Below are 12,817 nucleotides of genomic sequence, written 5' to 3'. Positions count from 1 at the left end.
CCCAAGGAATCCCCACCATGAAACTCTGCGGCTTCGACGTCGGCCTCGACCGGCGCTTCTTTCTCATTGCAGGTCCCTGCGTCGTCGAGTCCGAGCAGCTGCAGATGGACGTGGCGGGGCAGCTCAAGGAAATCACGGCGGCCCTGGGCATCCACTTCATCTTCAAGAGCAGCTACGACAAGGCCAACCGCAGCTCGGGCGCCAGCTTTCGCGGCCCGGGCATGGACAAGGGCCTGGAGATCCTGGCCAAAGTGAAGAAGGACCTGCAGGTCCCCATCCTGACCGACGTGCACACCGAGTCCGAGATACCGGCCGTGTCCCAGGTCGTGGACGTACTGCAGACGCCGGCCTTCCTGTGCCGCCAGACCGACTTCATCCGTGCCGTGGCCCAGTCGGGCCGGCCGGTGAACATCAAGAAGGGCCAGTTCCTGGCCCCGCATGACATGAAGAATGTCATCGACAAGGCCCGCGCCGCCGCCAAGGAGGCCGGCCTGCCCGAGGACAGCTTCATGGCCTGCGAGCGCGGCGCCAGCTTCGGCTACAACAATCTGGTCTCGGACATGCGCAGCCTGTCCATCATGCGCGAGACCGGTGCGCCCGTTGTCTTCGATGCCACGCACAGCGTGCAGCTGCCCGGCGGCAACGGCACCAGCAGCGGCGGCATGCGCGAGATGGTGCCCGTGCTCTCGCGTGCGGCCGTGGCCGTGGGCGTGGCCGGACTGTTCATGGAAACCCATCCCAATCCTCCCTGCGCCCTCAGCGACGGCCCCAACGCCGTGCCGCTCAAGCACATGAAGGCCCTGCTCGAAACCCTGGTCGCGCTCGACGACGTGACCAAGAAGAACGGCTTCCTCGAAAACGATTTTGGAGTCTGACCCATGGCCAGCGGCTACATCATTGCGTCCGTCACCGTCACCAAGCCCGAGCAGTACGAGGAGTACCGCAAGTGGAGCACCGAGGCCATGCGCGCGCATGGTGCCGAAGTCTGCGTGCGCGGCGGCAAGGTCGAAGTGCTCGAAGGCGACTGGAATCCCGGCCGCACCGTGATCCTCAAGTTCCCCAGCTTCGAGGCCGCCAAGGCTTTCTACGACACGCCCGAGTACCTGCGTGCCCGCGAAGCCCGCGAAGGCGCGGCCATCATGCGCATGGTCTGCGTCGAGGGTGTCTGACCAGATCAATCAATCCATCACTTCCGGAGGAGGACACATTGAAAAAAGCCACAAAAATCATTTCATCGACGAGCATTGCCTTCATCCTGGCCGCTTGCGGCGGCGGCAGCGATGGTCCTCACGAGACAGTATCTGCGGAAAGCTGTTTTGACATCGCAACGTATTCCCCTGGGAGCGCGATCCAGCAAAAATACGAGGATACGAGGTCAAGCCCACCAGGAAGATCTCTCTCGATCAGCATTGCAAGCACCAATGCCACATTCAATGGGAAATCGGATCTTCTTGCATATGAGGAGATGAGAAGTCCTACCGAATATCTGCCAATGGGATTTGGTAGCTCACTCCAGACAAGCTACCTAAGCCCAATAACAGAAAAGGAGCTTACGACTCATGGAAAAGAATCAGAATTTGCCGCAGCGCAATTAAAATCATTTGAAAAAGTAATCTACACCCCCGCGTGGACAGATAAAAAATTCAAGCTAAAGCAAGGCGAATCTCTGAAATATTCCATAGCCGGCAATAGCACAACATCCTCCATCAGTAGCCCCATCCCGGTGAGCAAGGACATCAGCACTGAAATAGAGGTGGTTTTTGAAGGAAAAAATGCAGTAGCCATTGGATCCAGATCGGTCACTGCCTGCAGATTCAATTACAGCACACACCGCGAATGGATCTATAAAGGAATACTCATCAAGATGGATGATGGCACTGGCAAGACCATCTTGACAACTGAAGAACTGACCCGGAACGGTCAGCCTTATTAATCGTATTCTCCAACTCTCTGACAAGAGGTAAAAATTGAGTGCAATCGTTGACATCGTAGGCCGCGAAGTGCTGGACAGCCGCGGCAACCCCACCGTCGAGTGCGACGTGCTGCTGGAATCGGGCGTGATGGGCCGCGCGGCCGTGCCTTCGGGCGCGTCCACCGGCTCGCGCGAAGCCATCGAGCTGCGTGACGGCGACAAGAGCCGCTACCTGGGCAAGGGCGTGCTCAAGGCCGTCGAGCACATCAACACCGAGATCTCCGAAGCCGTGCTGGGCCTGGACGCCTCCGAGCAGGCCTTCCTGGACAAGACCCTGATCGACCTGGACGGCACGGACAACAAGGGCCGCCTGGGCGCCAACGCCATGCTGGCCGTCTCCATGGCCGTGGCCCGCGCCGCTGCCGAAGAGGCCGGCCTGCCGCTGTACCGCTACCTGGGCGGCATGGGCGGCATGCAGCTGCCCGTGCCGATGATGAACGTCATCAACGGCGGCGCACACGCCAACAACAGCCTGGACCTGCAGGAATTCATGATCATCCCCGTGGGCGCGCCTTCGTTCCGCGAAGCCGTGCGCTGGGGTGCCGAAGTCTTCCACGCGCTCAAGAAGATCATCCACGACAAGGGCATGAGCACGGCCGTGGGCGACGAAGGCGGTTTTGCGCCTTCCGTGGAAAACCACGAAGCCGCCATCCAGCTGATCCTGCAGGCCATCGAAAACGCAGGCTACAAGGCCGGCGAACAGATCGCCCTGGGCCTGGACTGCGCCGCCAGCGAGTTCTACAAGGACGGCATGTACGTGCTGGCCGGTGAAGGCAACCTGACGCTGACCGCCACCCAGTGGACCGACATGCTGGCCGGCTGGTGCGACAAGTACCCCATCATCTCCATCGAGGACGGCATGGCCGAAGGCGACTGGGATGGCTGGAAGATCCTGACCGACCGCCTGGCCGCCAAGGTCCAGCTGGTGGGCGACGACCTGTTCGTCACCAACACCAAGATCCTGAAGGAAGGCATCGACAAGAAGATCGCCAACTCCATCCTGATCAAGATCAACCAGATCGGCACGCTGACCGAAACCTTCGCCGCCATCGAAATGGCCAAGCGCGCAGGCTACACGGCCGTGATCTCGCACCGCTCCGGTGAAACCGAGGATTCGACGATTGCCGACATCTCCGTGGGCACCAACGCAGGCCAGATCAAGACCGGCTCGCTGAGCCGTTCGGACCGCATCGCCAAGTACAACCAGCTGCTGCGCATCGAGGAAGACCTGGGTGACATCGCCCACTACCCCGGCCGCGAGGCTTTCTACAACCTGCGCTGAAAAGCGTTAGGCTTGCAAGCCATCGGGCCTGCAAGCCTTTTTCCTGTCAGCGATATCTGCCCCCATGGTCAACCGCGTCGTCCCCATTGTCCTGCTCGCCCTGCTGGCTGCCGTGCACGCGCAGCTGTGGCTGGGCCACGGCAGCGTGGCCTATGTGAAGGAACTGCAGCAGCAGATCCACGACCAGAACGTGGCCAACGCGCTGGAAAAAGCCGAGAACGACCGCCTGGCCTCCGAGGTCAACGACCTCAAGGACGGCTTGGCCATGGTCGAGGAAAAGGCCCGCAGCGAACTGGGCATGGTCAAGCCCAACGAGATCTTCGTGCAGATCGTGCGGCGCTGAGGATTGGGATTTCCTGCACCAAGGCCGGCTTCATGCCGGCCTTGTGCTTTTGCAACAAGGCGCCTGCGCCCCTTGCCCGGGCCTGCGCGCAAGCCGAGACAGGTACTTGGACACAGACCGCTTGCCCCCGCCCCCGGTGATTCTTCTGGGATCGCCACCCGCGCTCGCGCTTTCCATGGCCCATGCACTGCGCCAGGCCTGGCGGCACCACGGAGCATCTCCTGCCGACTGGCAATGCCTGGCGGCCGAGCCGGGGCAGTCTCTGCCGGAACATGGGGCCGTCTACCTGCTGGGACTGGATTGGAGAGCCTCCGTCACCGAGCACGAAGGGGTGAGCGATGGCCCTGCCGCACAGCTCCAGCATTGGCGCGACCAATTGCAAAGCCAGTCACGCGACTACGTGGTGCTCTACGGCAATACCGCCCGGCAATGGCAACAGCTGGCCGAGTCGCTCAGGCTCAAGGCTCCGCAAATGGACTGGTCCTGGCTGCCCGCAAGCCCCGCGCAACGCGGCGCCCGCCTTCGCCCCTACGGCTGCGAGCAATGCAGCGACCCGGACTGCGAGCGGCGATTGTTCGACGCGCTGCGCAGCGGGCGAGACTGAAGCCGGGCGTATTTACTGGACGTTCGTCGAGGTCGGCGGCTGCTTGCCGGCCTCGGTGAACAGCTGAGCTGCGTCGATGGGATCGAATTCGTACTGCTTGCCGCAGAAGTCACAGCCCACCTCGATGCTGCCGCGCTCCTCCAGGATGCTCTCCACCTCTTGGGAGCCCAGCGACACCAGCATGGACGCCACACGGTCACGGCTGCAGGTGCACGCAAAGCGCGGATGCTCCTCGTCCTGCTGGGGCACGAAGCGCATCAGCTTCTCTTCCCAGAACAGGCGGCGCAGTATGGTCTCCACATCCAGCGTGAGCAGCTCGTCGCGCGTGAGGCTGGAGGCCAGCGTGGCGATACGGTTGTAGTCCTCGTTCAGCCCGATGGCATCCTGACCCGACTGCTCGCTTTCGGTGGCAGCGGCCAGGTTGGCCTCACCCTTGACCGGCATGCGCTGGATCAGCAGGCCGGCGGCCACCTGGTCGTCGGCCGCCAGCACCAGCACGGTGTCCAGCTGTTCCGACTGCAGCATGTAGTGCTGCAGCGCATCGGACACCTTGGTGAAGCGCCGGCCCTGCGCATCCTGCAGCGGCACCACGCCCTGGTAGGGCTGCTGGCCCGGCTGGCGCCCCTTGGGGTCCAGCGTGATGGCGCAGCGGCCGCCGCCGTGCACATTGAGCAGTTGTTCCAGCGTGGCGCCTTCGGGAGGGTCGCCGATCAGGGTGGCGGTGGCGCGCAGGCCGAAATCGGACTGCACCTCGGCCACAGCCAGCTTGACCGGGCCATCGCCCATGACCTGGAAGACCAAGGCGCCGTTGAACTTGATATTGGACTGCATGAGCACGCCCGCAGCCGCCATTTCTCCCAGCAGTTCGCTCACGGCAGCGGGGTAGGCGCCGGTCTCGCCGTTGCCCGCGCGGCGCTGCAGGATTTCCTGCCAGGCATCGGTGAGGCGAACGATGGAGCCGCGCACGGGCAGGCCTTCGAAGATGAATTTATGCAGTTCAGACACGCTGATGGATTCCGTAAAAAAGTGCCGGGCCTCGCTCAGCCCAGCTTGCGCAGCCCGGTCTTGAACCGGCGCGCATTGTCGACATAGTGTTGGGCGCTGCGGCGCAAGCCCTCGATCTGCTCGGGCGTCAATTGGCGCACGGCCTTGGCCGGGCTGCCGATGATCATCGAGCCATCGGGAAATTCCTTGCCTTCGGTGATGAGTGCTCCGGCGCCGACCAGGCAGTTGCGGCCGATCTTCGCGCCGTTGAGCACCACGGCACCAATGCCTATCAGCGACTCGTCGCCAATGGTGCAGCCATGCAGCATGACCTGGTGGCCCACGGTCACGTGGCGCCCCACGACCAGCGGCTTGCCCAGGTCGGCATGCAGCACGCTCGCGTCCTGGATGTTGCTGCCCTCACCGATGGTGATGCTCTCGCAGTCGCCGCGCAGCACGGCGCCGAACCAGATGCTGGCGTCTTCGGCCAGCTGCACATTGCCCATCACTTCGGCGCTGTCGGCCACCCAGGCCGACGCCGCCACTTCAGGGGCCACTCCATCCAGTTCATAGATCGCCATGGGTCTTTGTCTCCGTCAATTATTGGTGATGGCAGGAAACCTAGAATTGTAGGGATGGAGTTACGTCACCGCGCCCTTGAGGTCTTGTGCCTCACGGACCCCGAAGAAAAGGCCGCCGCCGCGTTGGACATGTATGCGCGGCAGGCGCTTTATTCAATAGCACCGCAGGCACCGGCCCTGCCGGATCCCGCGCCGGACCTGCCGGGCCGCCCGCTGCGGCCCGAGCTGCGCCACCACACCGCCGTTGCAAGGCGTTCGCCGGCGACGCCGGAAGGCCGGGCCGTGCTGATCCACGCCATAGCCCACATCGAGTTCAACGCCATCAATCTGGCGCTGGACGCCGTCTGGCGCTTTGACGGCATGCCGCAGCAGTACTACCTGGACTGGCTGCAGGTGGCCGCCGAGGAGGCCAAGCACTTTCGCCTGCTGCGCGAGCATCTGCGTGCGCACCTGGGCCACGACTACGGCGATTTCCCGGCCCACCAGGGCCTGTGGACCATGTGCGAGAAGACCGCCCATGACGTGGTGGCCCGCATGGCCCTGGTGCCGCGCACGCTGGAGGCGCGCGGCCTGGACGCCACGCCCCAGATCCAGAACAAGCTGCGCAACACGCGCGCGCCCGATGCGCTGGCGGCGGTGGACATCCTCGACATCATCCTGCGCGAGGAAGTGGGCCACGTGGCCATAGGCAATCATTGGTACCGCTGGCTGTGCGAGCGCGAAGGCCTGGAGCCCGAGGCCCACTACCAGGCGCTGACCCTGCGCTACGAGGCGCCGCGCCTGCGCCCGCCCTTCAACGAACGCGCACGCCGCGCCGCAGGCTTCACCGATACTGAACTGGCCTGGTTGCAGCAGGTCTGAAGAAAGCCTGCCTGCGCCGTGCGGACAGGCCCAGGCCGCTCGTGAAGCCACACAATGGTTTACAAACTAGGATGGGTCCGACTCCGCAATCGGACTTGTCCCAGCAGACACTGCCTGTCGGCATATTTATTCAGAACATTCCTACAATCAGATCTGCTGCTTCCCGTGTCCCTTCGACCGAACACTCCATGACCGAATTGCCTGTCCATCTCTTCAACGATGCCCCTGTGGCCAGCCCCGCGTCCACGGATCGGGGAATGATTGCGCGCCAGGCCATCGTCAACGGGGTGCAGCAGATCATCGGCTATGAGCTTTTCAACCGTTCGCGCGCCTACCCGGACCATACGGCGGCCTCGGATGTGTCCCTGGTGTTCACGGCCCTGTCGCATGCGGGCGAAGAAGATCTGGTTGGCACCAAGCTGATGTTCGTCAACTGCACGCATGAAAGCCTGGCCGGCGGGCATCTGGAGCTGCTCAACCCCGACAAGGTGGTGCTGGAGATACCGCCGCTGGGCCTGGCCGCCCAGCAGGAGGTACAGGCCCGCCTGCCCATCCTCAGCAATCTGCGCGCACGCGGTTTCAACCTGGCCTTCAATCACACGGTGCTGGAGTCCGCCTATGCAGCCTGGCTGCCCCTGGCCGACTACATCAAGTTCGACCTGTCCGTGCTGGCCCCTGACCAGTTGGCCGTGCTGGTCAATTTTGCCGGCCGCCACACGCGCGCCGAGCTGATCGCCGAGAAGGTGGAAAGCGCCCAGCAGCATGAGCAGGTGGGCCGCCTGGGCATACAGCTGTTCCAGGGCTTCTGGTTCGCGCGGCCCACGGTGGTGCGCACCAAGCTGCTGTCGCCCTCGCAGCAAAGCATTGTCCAGCTGCTGAATCTGGTGCGCCAGCAGGCCAGCACCGATGCCATCGAGGATGTGCTCAAGAAGGATGCGGGCCTGGCCTTCAACCTGATGCGCCTGATCAATTCCGTGGGCTTCGGCGTGCAGCGCGAGATCACCTCGTTCCGCCAGGCCGTGATGCTCATGGGCCTCAAGAAGCTGTTCCGCTGGGCGGCCATGCTGCTGACCGCATCGCGCAACGGCGGCCCGCCGCCGGCCATCGGCCAGACCGCCGTGATCCGCGGGCGGCTGATGGAGCTGCTGGCCCAGGAATCGCTGAGCGAGGAAGACTCCGACCAGGCCTTCGTCGTCGGCATCTTCTCGCTGCTGGGCAGCATGCTGGACCTGCCGCAGGACGTGGCCATGAGCCTGATCCCCGTGCCCGATGCCGTCTCCGCCGCCGTGCTGCGCCACGAAGGCGTGCTGGGCGAGCTGCTGATCCTGGCCCAGGCCTGCGAAGCCAGCGACGATGCAGCCTTCCACCGCAGCGCAGGCGCGCTGCGCCTGAGCAGCCAGCAGATCAACTGGGCCCATCTGCAGGCCCTGGCCTGGACCGACCAACTGGCAGACAGCTCGCTATAGCTATAAGCTATAGAACGCCATCGAAAGCCATCGCTCATCCATCTTTCTCAGCTTCCAAATGACTACCAACGACAACTCCTCCGCTCCGCCGCCCCCCCTGCCAGCCGGGGTGGAGGACGGGCAGGTGGCCGTCATTGCGCGCCAGGCCATCGTCAACGAGGCGCGCGATGTCTTCGGCTATGAGCTTTTCGACCGCTCCACGGCCCAGCATGCGCACACGGCGGCCTCCGATGCCGCCCTGCTCTTCAACGCGCTGTCGTATGCGGGCGCCGAAGCGCTGGTGGGCAAGAAGACGGTCTTCATCAACTGCACGCATGACAGCCTGGCCGGCGGCCACCTGGAACTGATCCACCCCGACAAGGTGGTGCTGGAGGTGCCCACGCTGGGCGAGAACGCCACGGCTGCCGATATCGAGGAACGCCTGCCCACCTTCCAGGCCCTGCGCCAGCGCGGCTTCCGCCTGGCCTTCAACCAGCACCTGCTGCGCCGCGCCTATGCCAGCTGGCTGCCTGCGGCCGCCTTCATCAAGCTGGACATGCAGACCTTCGCACTGGCCGATGCCGAGACCCTGGTGAAGTTCGCGCGCGCCCATACCAATGCCCAGATCGTGGCCGAAAAGGTCGAGACCTCCGAGCAGTTCGAGCGCATGCGCGACCTGGGCGTGCGGCTGTTCCAGGGCTTCTGGTTCGCCCAGCCGCAACTCGTGCAGGCGCGCACCATCCGCCCCACGCAGGCCACCATCATCCAGCTGATCAATCTGGTGCGCCAGCAGGCCAGCACGGACGAGATCGAAGCCCTGCTCAAGAAGGATCCCACGCTGTCCTTCAACCTGCTGCGCTTCATCAACTCCTCGGGTTTCGGCCTGTCGTGCGAGATCACCTCGTTCCGCCACGCGGTGATGATCCTGGGTCTCAAGAAGCTGTTCCGCTGGGCGGCCCTGCTTTTGACCACTTCGCGCGCGGGCGGCACGCCGCCGGCCGTGGGCCAGACCGCCGTGGTGCGCGGGCGCCTGATGGAGTTGCTGACGGCCGAGCTGCTCTCGCCCGAGGAGTGCGACAACGCCTTCGTGGTCGGCGTGTTCTCGCTGCTGGACGTGATGCTGGGCCAGCCCATGGAAAAGGCGCTGGAGTCCATCGCCCTGCCCCAGCCCGTGATCGATGCGCTGGTGCACAACAAGGGCGTGTTCGCGCCCTTCCTGGAGTTGACGCGTGCCTGCGAAAGCGGCGATGACGAAGGCTTCGCGCGCGCAGCCAATGCACTGCAGCTGTCCAACCACCAGGTCAACTGGGCGCATCTGCAGGCCCTGGCCTGGGCCGACAATCTCACGGCGGACGAGCCCATGGCATAGGCGGGCCCCGCACATCCGGCACCAAAGACAAAGGGCTTGCGGCCATGACGGCTGCAAGCCCTTTTTGCATGGGCGCCGGTGGCGCCCTGCGCTCCATCAATTGAGCTTGATGCCGGCTGCGCGAATGATGCGCGCGTTGGACTGGGACTCGGCCTCGATCTGGCGTGCAAAGTCCTCGGCCTTGCCGCCCATGGCCACGTTGTCGGTGGCCTCCAGCTTGGCGCGCATGTCCGGCTGGGCCAGCACCTGGTTGATCTCGGCATTGAGTTTTTGCAGCACGGGCGCAGGCGTTCCAGCGGGCGCGAAGATGCCGAACACCGAGGTCATGTTGGCGCTCTTGTAGCCCAGTTCAGCCAGCGTGGGAACGCCGGGCAGCGACTCCAGGCGCTGGGGTGCGCCCACGGCCAGGGCCTTGAACTTGCCCGCCTTGATGTGCTGCAAAACGGCCGGGCCGGCATTGGTGGACAGCACTTCGAACTGCGCGCTCAGGCCGTCATTGAGCTGCTGCCCGCCGCCCTTGTAGGGAATGTGCGTGATCCGGACCTGCGAGGCATGCATGATCTGCTCGAGCATGATGTGGCCCAGCGAGGCGAGGCCGGCCGTGGCCCAGCGCACTTCACCGGGCTGCGCCTTGGCCTGGGCCACCAGCGCATTGAAGTCGGCCGCCGTGGAGCGGGCCGTGCCCAGCAGCAGCACGGGCGAGTACATCACGCTGGTCACGGGCACCAGGTCGCGCTGCGGATCGAACAGGGGCTTGCCCAGGTGCGGGCTCAGCGTCAGCGGGCTGATGGAGGAAAAGCCCAGCGTGTAGCCATCGGGTGCGGCCTTGGCCACCAAGTCCAGGCCGATGGCGCCGCCGGCGCCGGCCTTGTTGTCCACCACCACGGGCTGGCCCAGGCGGGCGGCCAGCTTCTCGCCCAGGGCGCGGGCCACCACATCGCTGACGCCGCCGGCCGGGTAGGAAACCACCACGCGGATGGGCCGGCTGGGCCATGCCGCATCGGCAGCCGACGCAGACATCGGCAGGGCCGCGGCAGCCACCGTCGCCGCCAGCATGGAAGTCACCAGCACATGCCGGCGCAGGAAATCAGTCATCGAGAACTCCGCAGAAACACATCGAACACGGCGGTGATTGTTGTGCAAAGCACATATCCCCGAGGCGGGCTTTGCCACTTCGACGGTTTCAACGCCAGAAATAGGCAATCCGGCGAACCGACCACATCCAATCAACCACGCGGATGGTGCAAAGCGTGCAGGGCCTTGAGCCGCTCGCGCGCCACATGGGTGTAGATGGTGGTGGTGGAGATATCGGCATGGCCCAGCAGCATCTGCACCACGCGCAGGTCTGCGCCATGGTTGAGCAGGTGGGTGGCGAAGGCATGGCGCAGCGTGTGCGGCGACAGCGGTGCCGTGACACCCGCAACCTGCGCGCAGCGCTTGACGATGACCCAGAACATCACGCGGCTCATCGCAGCCCCGCGCTGGGTCACGAAGACCGCATCGCTGCGCTGCCCGCCCAGGATGGCACCGCGCGCCGTGGCCAGATAGCGCTCCAGCCACCAATGTGCCTCCTGGCCGAAAGGCACCAGTCTTTCCTTTTGCCCCTTGCCGGTCACGCGCAGCACGCCCGAGCGCAGATCGATGCCATGCATCGGCAGATCCACCAGCTCGCTCACGCGCAGGCCGCTGGCGTACATCAGCTCCAGCATGGCGCGGTCACGCAGGCCCAGCGGCGTATCGACATCGGGCGCCTTGAGCAGCGCCTCCACCTGAGCCTGCGTCAGCGTATGCGGCACGCGCGGCGGCTGCCGTGCCGCCAGCATGCGCACCGTGGGATCGGCCGCAATGCGCTGCTCGCGCAGCGCCCAGTGGTAGTAGCGGCGCAGCACCGTCAACCGCCGGTTCGACGAACTGGCCTTGGTCTGCTCCACGCGCACCGCGAAATAGCCCTGCAGTTCCAGCTCGCCCGCCGCATCCAGCGCCAGCGGCGGCCGCTGGTGCGCCAGCCACCGCCCCCAGGCCGTCAGATCGCGGCGGTAGGCCGCCAGCGTATTGCGCGACAGCCCGTCCTCCAGCAGCAGCGCATCCATGAACAGGTCCAGCGCATCCAGGCTGGCCGGCAGCGGCGCGGGCCAGGATGCAGGATCGGCAGCAGGTTCGGCTTCGGCAACCGAGGGGGACATGATGGAAGCGGCAGGCACTTGGGACATCCCATCAAGCCTACAACGAAAAAAACCCGAGGTCCGCAAGGAACCTCGGGCTCTGATCCAACCGCTCTGGGCGGTGCTTACTCCAGCGTGAGTTTTTGCTGGGCAACCACCTTCTTGTAGGTCTCGTACTCTTCCTTGATCTGCTTGGCGAACTCTTCAGGCGAGTTGCCGATGACCAGGGAGCCCGTGTCCTCGATGCGCTTGCGCACGGCCGGGTCCTGCAGCACCTTGCGCACGGCGGCGTTGATCTTGTCCACCACATCCTTGGGCATGTTCTTGGGGCCCAGGATGCCGTAGTAGGCCATGCGGTTCACCGGCTCCAGGCCCACTTCCTTGAAGGTGGGCACATTGGGCAGCACGGCCAGGCGCTGGGGCGCGGCCACCACGATGGGCACCAGGCGGTTGTCCTTGATGAACGGCAGGGCCGAGGGCAGGTTGTCCAGCACCATGGGCACCTGGCCCGCCACCACGTCGTTGAGCGCAGGGCCCGCGCCGCGGTAGGGGATGTGGGTGACGAAGGTGTTGGTCAGGCTCTTGTACAGCTCCATCAGCATGTGCTGGATGCCGCCCGTGCCCGAGGACGCATAGGAGTACTTGCCCTGGGACTTCTTGAGTTCGGCCTCGAAGCTCTTGTAGTCCTTGGCGGGGAACTTGGGGTTCACCGCAATCACGTTGGGCGTGGCCGCCACGTTGATGATGGGCGTGAAGTCCGTCAGCGTGTTGTACGAGATCTTGGGATTGATCGCGGGGTTGGTCGCCGTGGTCGAGACCGTGGCGATGCCCAGGCTGTAGCCATCGGGCTGCGAGCGCGCGGTTTCCATGGCGCCGATGACGCCACCGCCACCGCCGCGGTTGTCCACCACCACGGGCTGGCCCAGTTCCTTGGTCAGGGGTTCGGCGATCACGCGGGCGATGATGTCGGTCGTGCCACCGGGGGCGAAGGGCACCACCAGCTTGATCGGCTTGGTGGGATAGGCCTGGGCCAGGGCTCCGGTGCTTGCGAGGACCAGGGTCAGGCCCATCCAGCTGCGACGATTCATACAAGATCTCCTTTTGGGGGTCGTGTTGACGAAGAAGGTTTCATGGACATCCGCAAGGCCGTGCCTGCGGATGGATGGTCTGCGAAACGAAGGCTCGCAAACGCTGCCACGGAACAGCCATGGTGG

Annotated in this window: 14 protein-coding genes; 9 read left to right on the top strand and 5 right to left on the bottom strand. The window is 64.6% G+C overall.

The features are described from left to right. The first annotated feature begins 17 nt into the window (after positions 1–17). The 6 genes from kdsA (at position 18) to ACF8ME_RS20695 (ending at position 4,201) form a co-directional block, all read left to right on the top strand. Complete coding sequence (gene kdsA / locus ACF8ME_RS20720) at positions 18–875, top strand: 3-deoxy-8-phosphooctulonate synthase (RefSeq protein WP_016447643.1); 858 nt, start codon at positions 18–20, stop codon at positions 873–875. 3 nt (positions 876–878) lie between these two features. Further along, positions 879–1,169: a DUF1330 domain-containing protein gene (locus ACF8ME_RS20715; RefSeq protein WP_016447644.1), complete on the top strand. Its 291-nt coding sequence runs from the start codon at positions 879–881 to the stop codon at positions 1,167–1,169. Between the two features lie 38 nt (positions 1,170–1,207). Then, positions 1,208–1,933, top strand: coding sequence for a hypothetical protein (locus tag ACF8ME_RS20710; protein ID WP_155524693.1), 726 nt, complete (start codon positions 1,208–1,210; stop codon positions 1,931–1,933). Positions 1,934–1,967: 34 nt separating this feature from the next. Continuing rightward, entirely contained in the window at positions 1,968–3,254 is a 1,287-nt protein-coding gene (gene eno / locus ACF8ME_RS20705; protein ID WP_012206907.1) for a phosphopyruvate hydratase, read from the top strand. A 64-nt stretch (positions 3,255–3,318) separates the two neighbouring features. Continuing rightward, positions 3,319–3,597, top strand: coding sequence for a cell division protein FtsB (gene ftsB / locus ACF8ME_RS20700; RefSeq protein WP_017404372.1), 279 nt, complete (start codon positions 3,319–3,321; stop codon positions 3,595–3,597). A gap of 175 nt (positions 3,598–3,772) precedes the next feature. Continuing rightward, positions 3,773–4,201 (top strand): hypothetical protein, encoded by a 429-nt coding sequence (locus tag ACF8ME_RS20695; protein ID WP_046987553.1) that lies wholly within the window; start codon positions 3,773–3,775, stop codon positions 4,199–4,201. A gap of 12 nt (positions 4,202–4,213) precedes the next feature. Here the strand turns inward: ACF8ME_RS20695 and ACF8ME_RS20690 are convergent, their stop codons facing one another. Continuing rightward, the gene (locus ACF8ME_RS20690; protein ID WP_392418032.1) at positions 4,214–5,206 is read right to left on the bottom strand and encodes an Hsp33 family molecular chaperone HslO; all 993 of its coding nucleotides are present in this window, start codon (positions 5,204–5,206) and stop codon (positions 4,214–4,216) included. A gap of 35 nt (positions 5,207–5,241) precedes the next feature. Beyond that, complete coding sequence (locus tag ACF8ME_RS20685; RefSeq protein ID WP_016451248.1) at positions 5,242–5,766, bottom strand: gamma carbonic anhydrase family protein; 525 nt, start codon at positions 5,764–5,766, stop codon at positions 5,242–5,244. 54 nt (positions 5,767–5,820) lie between these two features. Between ACF8ME_RS20685 and ACF8ME_RS20680 the strand changes: the two genes are divergently transcribed. From ACF8ME_RS20680 to ACF8ME_RS20670, 3 genes are all read left to right on the top strand, one after another. Continuing rightward, the gene (locus ACF8ME_RS20680) at positions 5,821–6,627 is read left to right on the top strand and encodes a ferritin-like domain-containing protein (RefSeq protein ID WP_046240924.1); all 807 of its coding nucleotides are present in this window, start codon (positions 5,821–5,823) and stop codon (positions 6,625–6,627) included. 188 nt (positions 6,628–6,815) lie between these two features. Beyond that, the gene (locus ACF8ME_RS20675; protein ID WP_016451246.1) at positions 6,816–8,093 is read left to right on the top strand and encodes an EAL and HDOD domain-containing protein; all 1,278 of its coding nucleotides are present in this window, start codon (positions 6,816–6,818) and stop codon (positions 8,091–8,093) included. 58 nt (positions 8,094–8,151) lie between these two features. Then, positions 8,152–9,441, top strand: a complete 1,290-nt coding sequence (locus ACF8ME_RS20670; RefSeq protein ID WP_016447651.1) for an EAL and HDOD domain-containing protein — start codon at positions 8,152–8,154, stop codon at positions 9,439–9,441. Positions 9,442–9,537: 96 nt separating this feature from the next. Here ACF8ME_RS20670 and ACF8ME_RS20665 read toward each other — a convergent pair whose 3' ends face one another. From ACF8ME_RS20665 to ACF8ME_RS20655, 3 genes are all read right to left on the bottom strand, one after another. Further along, positions 9,538–10,536, bottom strand: a complete 999-nt coding sequence (locus tag ACF8ME_RS20665; RefSeq protein ID WP_016447652.1) for a tripartite tricarboxylate transporter substrate binding protein — start codon at positions 10,534–10,536, stop codon at positions 9,538–9,540. Between the two features lie 131 nt (positions 10,537–10,667). Beyond that, entirely contained in the window at positions 10,668–11,624 is a 957-nt protein-coding gene (xerD, locus tag ACF8ME_RS20660; RefSeq protein WP_338500833.1) for a site-specific tyrosine recombinase XerD, read from the bottom strand. A gap of 104 nt (positions 11,625–11,728) precedes the next feature. Further along, a complete protein-coding gene (locus ACF8ME_RS20655) occupies positions 11,729–12,691 on the bottom strand; it encodes a tripartite tricarboxylate transporter substrate binding protein BugE (protein WP_016447654.1) in 963 nt (320 codons plus the stop codon). Between the last annotated feature and the right edge of the window lie 126 nt (positions 12,692–12,817).

The sequence above is a fragment of the Delftia sp. WSY_7 genome (assembly GCF_043104845.1).
GTDB lineage: Bacteria > Pseudomonadota > Gammaproteobacteria > Burkholderiales > Burkholderiaceae_C > Comamonas > Comamonas tsuruhatensis.
Note: the sequence above shows the minus strand (reverse complement) of the source record. Positions and strands in the feature narration are given on the sequence as shown.

What these genes read in the sequence shown, in the direction of transcription:
- ACF8ME_RS20715 (WP_016447644.1), top strand. Translation starts at nt 879, where the DNA reads ATGGCCAGCGGCTACATCATTGCGTCCGTCACCGTCACCAAGCCCGAG.
- ACF8ME_RS20685 (WP_016451248.1), bottom strand. Translation starts at nt 5,766, where the DNA reads ATGGCGATCTATGAACTGGATGGAGTGGCCCCTGAAGTGGCGGCGTCG.
- ftsB (WP_017404372.1), top strand. Translation starts at nt 3,319, where the DNA reads ATGGTCAACCGCGTCGTCCCCATTGTCCTGCTCGCCCTGCTGGCTGCC.
- ACF8ME_RS20665 (WP_016447652.1), bottom strand. Translation starts at nt 10,536, where the DNA reads ATGACTGATTTCCTGCGCCGGCATGTGCTGGTGACTTCCATGCTGGCG.
- ACF8ME_RS20655 (WP_016447654.1), bottom strand. Translation starts at nt 12,691, where the DNA reads ATGAATCGTCGCAGCTGGATGGGCCTGACCCTGGTCCTCGCAAGCACC.
- ACF8ME_RS20670 (WP_016447651.1), top strand. Translation starts at nt 8,152, where the DNA reads ATGACTACCAACGACAACTCCTCCGCTCCGCCGCCCCCCCTGCCAGCC.
- kdsA (WP_016447643.1), top strand. Translation starts at nt 18, where the DNA reads ATGAAACTCTGCGGCTTCGACGTCGGCCTCGACCGGCGCTTCTTTCTC.
- ACF8ME_RS20675 (WP_016451246.1), top strand. Translation starts at nt 6,816, where the DNA reads ATGACCGAATTGCCTGTCCATCTCTTCAACGATGCCCCTGTGGCCAGC.
- xerD (WP_338500833.1), bottom strand. Translation starts at nt 11,624, where the DNA reads ATGTCCCCCTCGGTTGCCGAAGCCGAACCTGCTGCCGATCCTGCATCC.
- ACF8ME_RS20680 (WP_046240924.1), top strand. Translation starts at nt 5,821, where the DNA reads ATGGAGTTACGTCACCGCGCCCTTGAGGTCTTGTGCCTCACGGACCCC.
- ACF8ME_RS20695 (WP_046987553.1), top strand. Translation starts at nt 3,773, where the DNA reads ATGGCCCATGCACTGCGCCAGGCCTGGCGGCACCACGGAGCATCTCCT.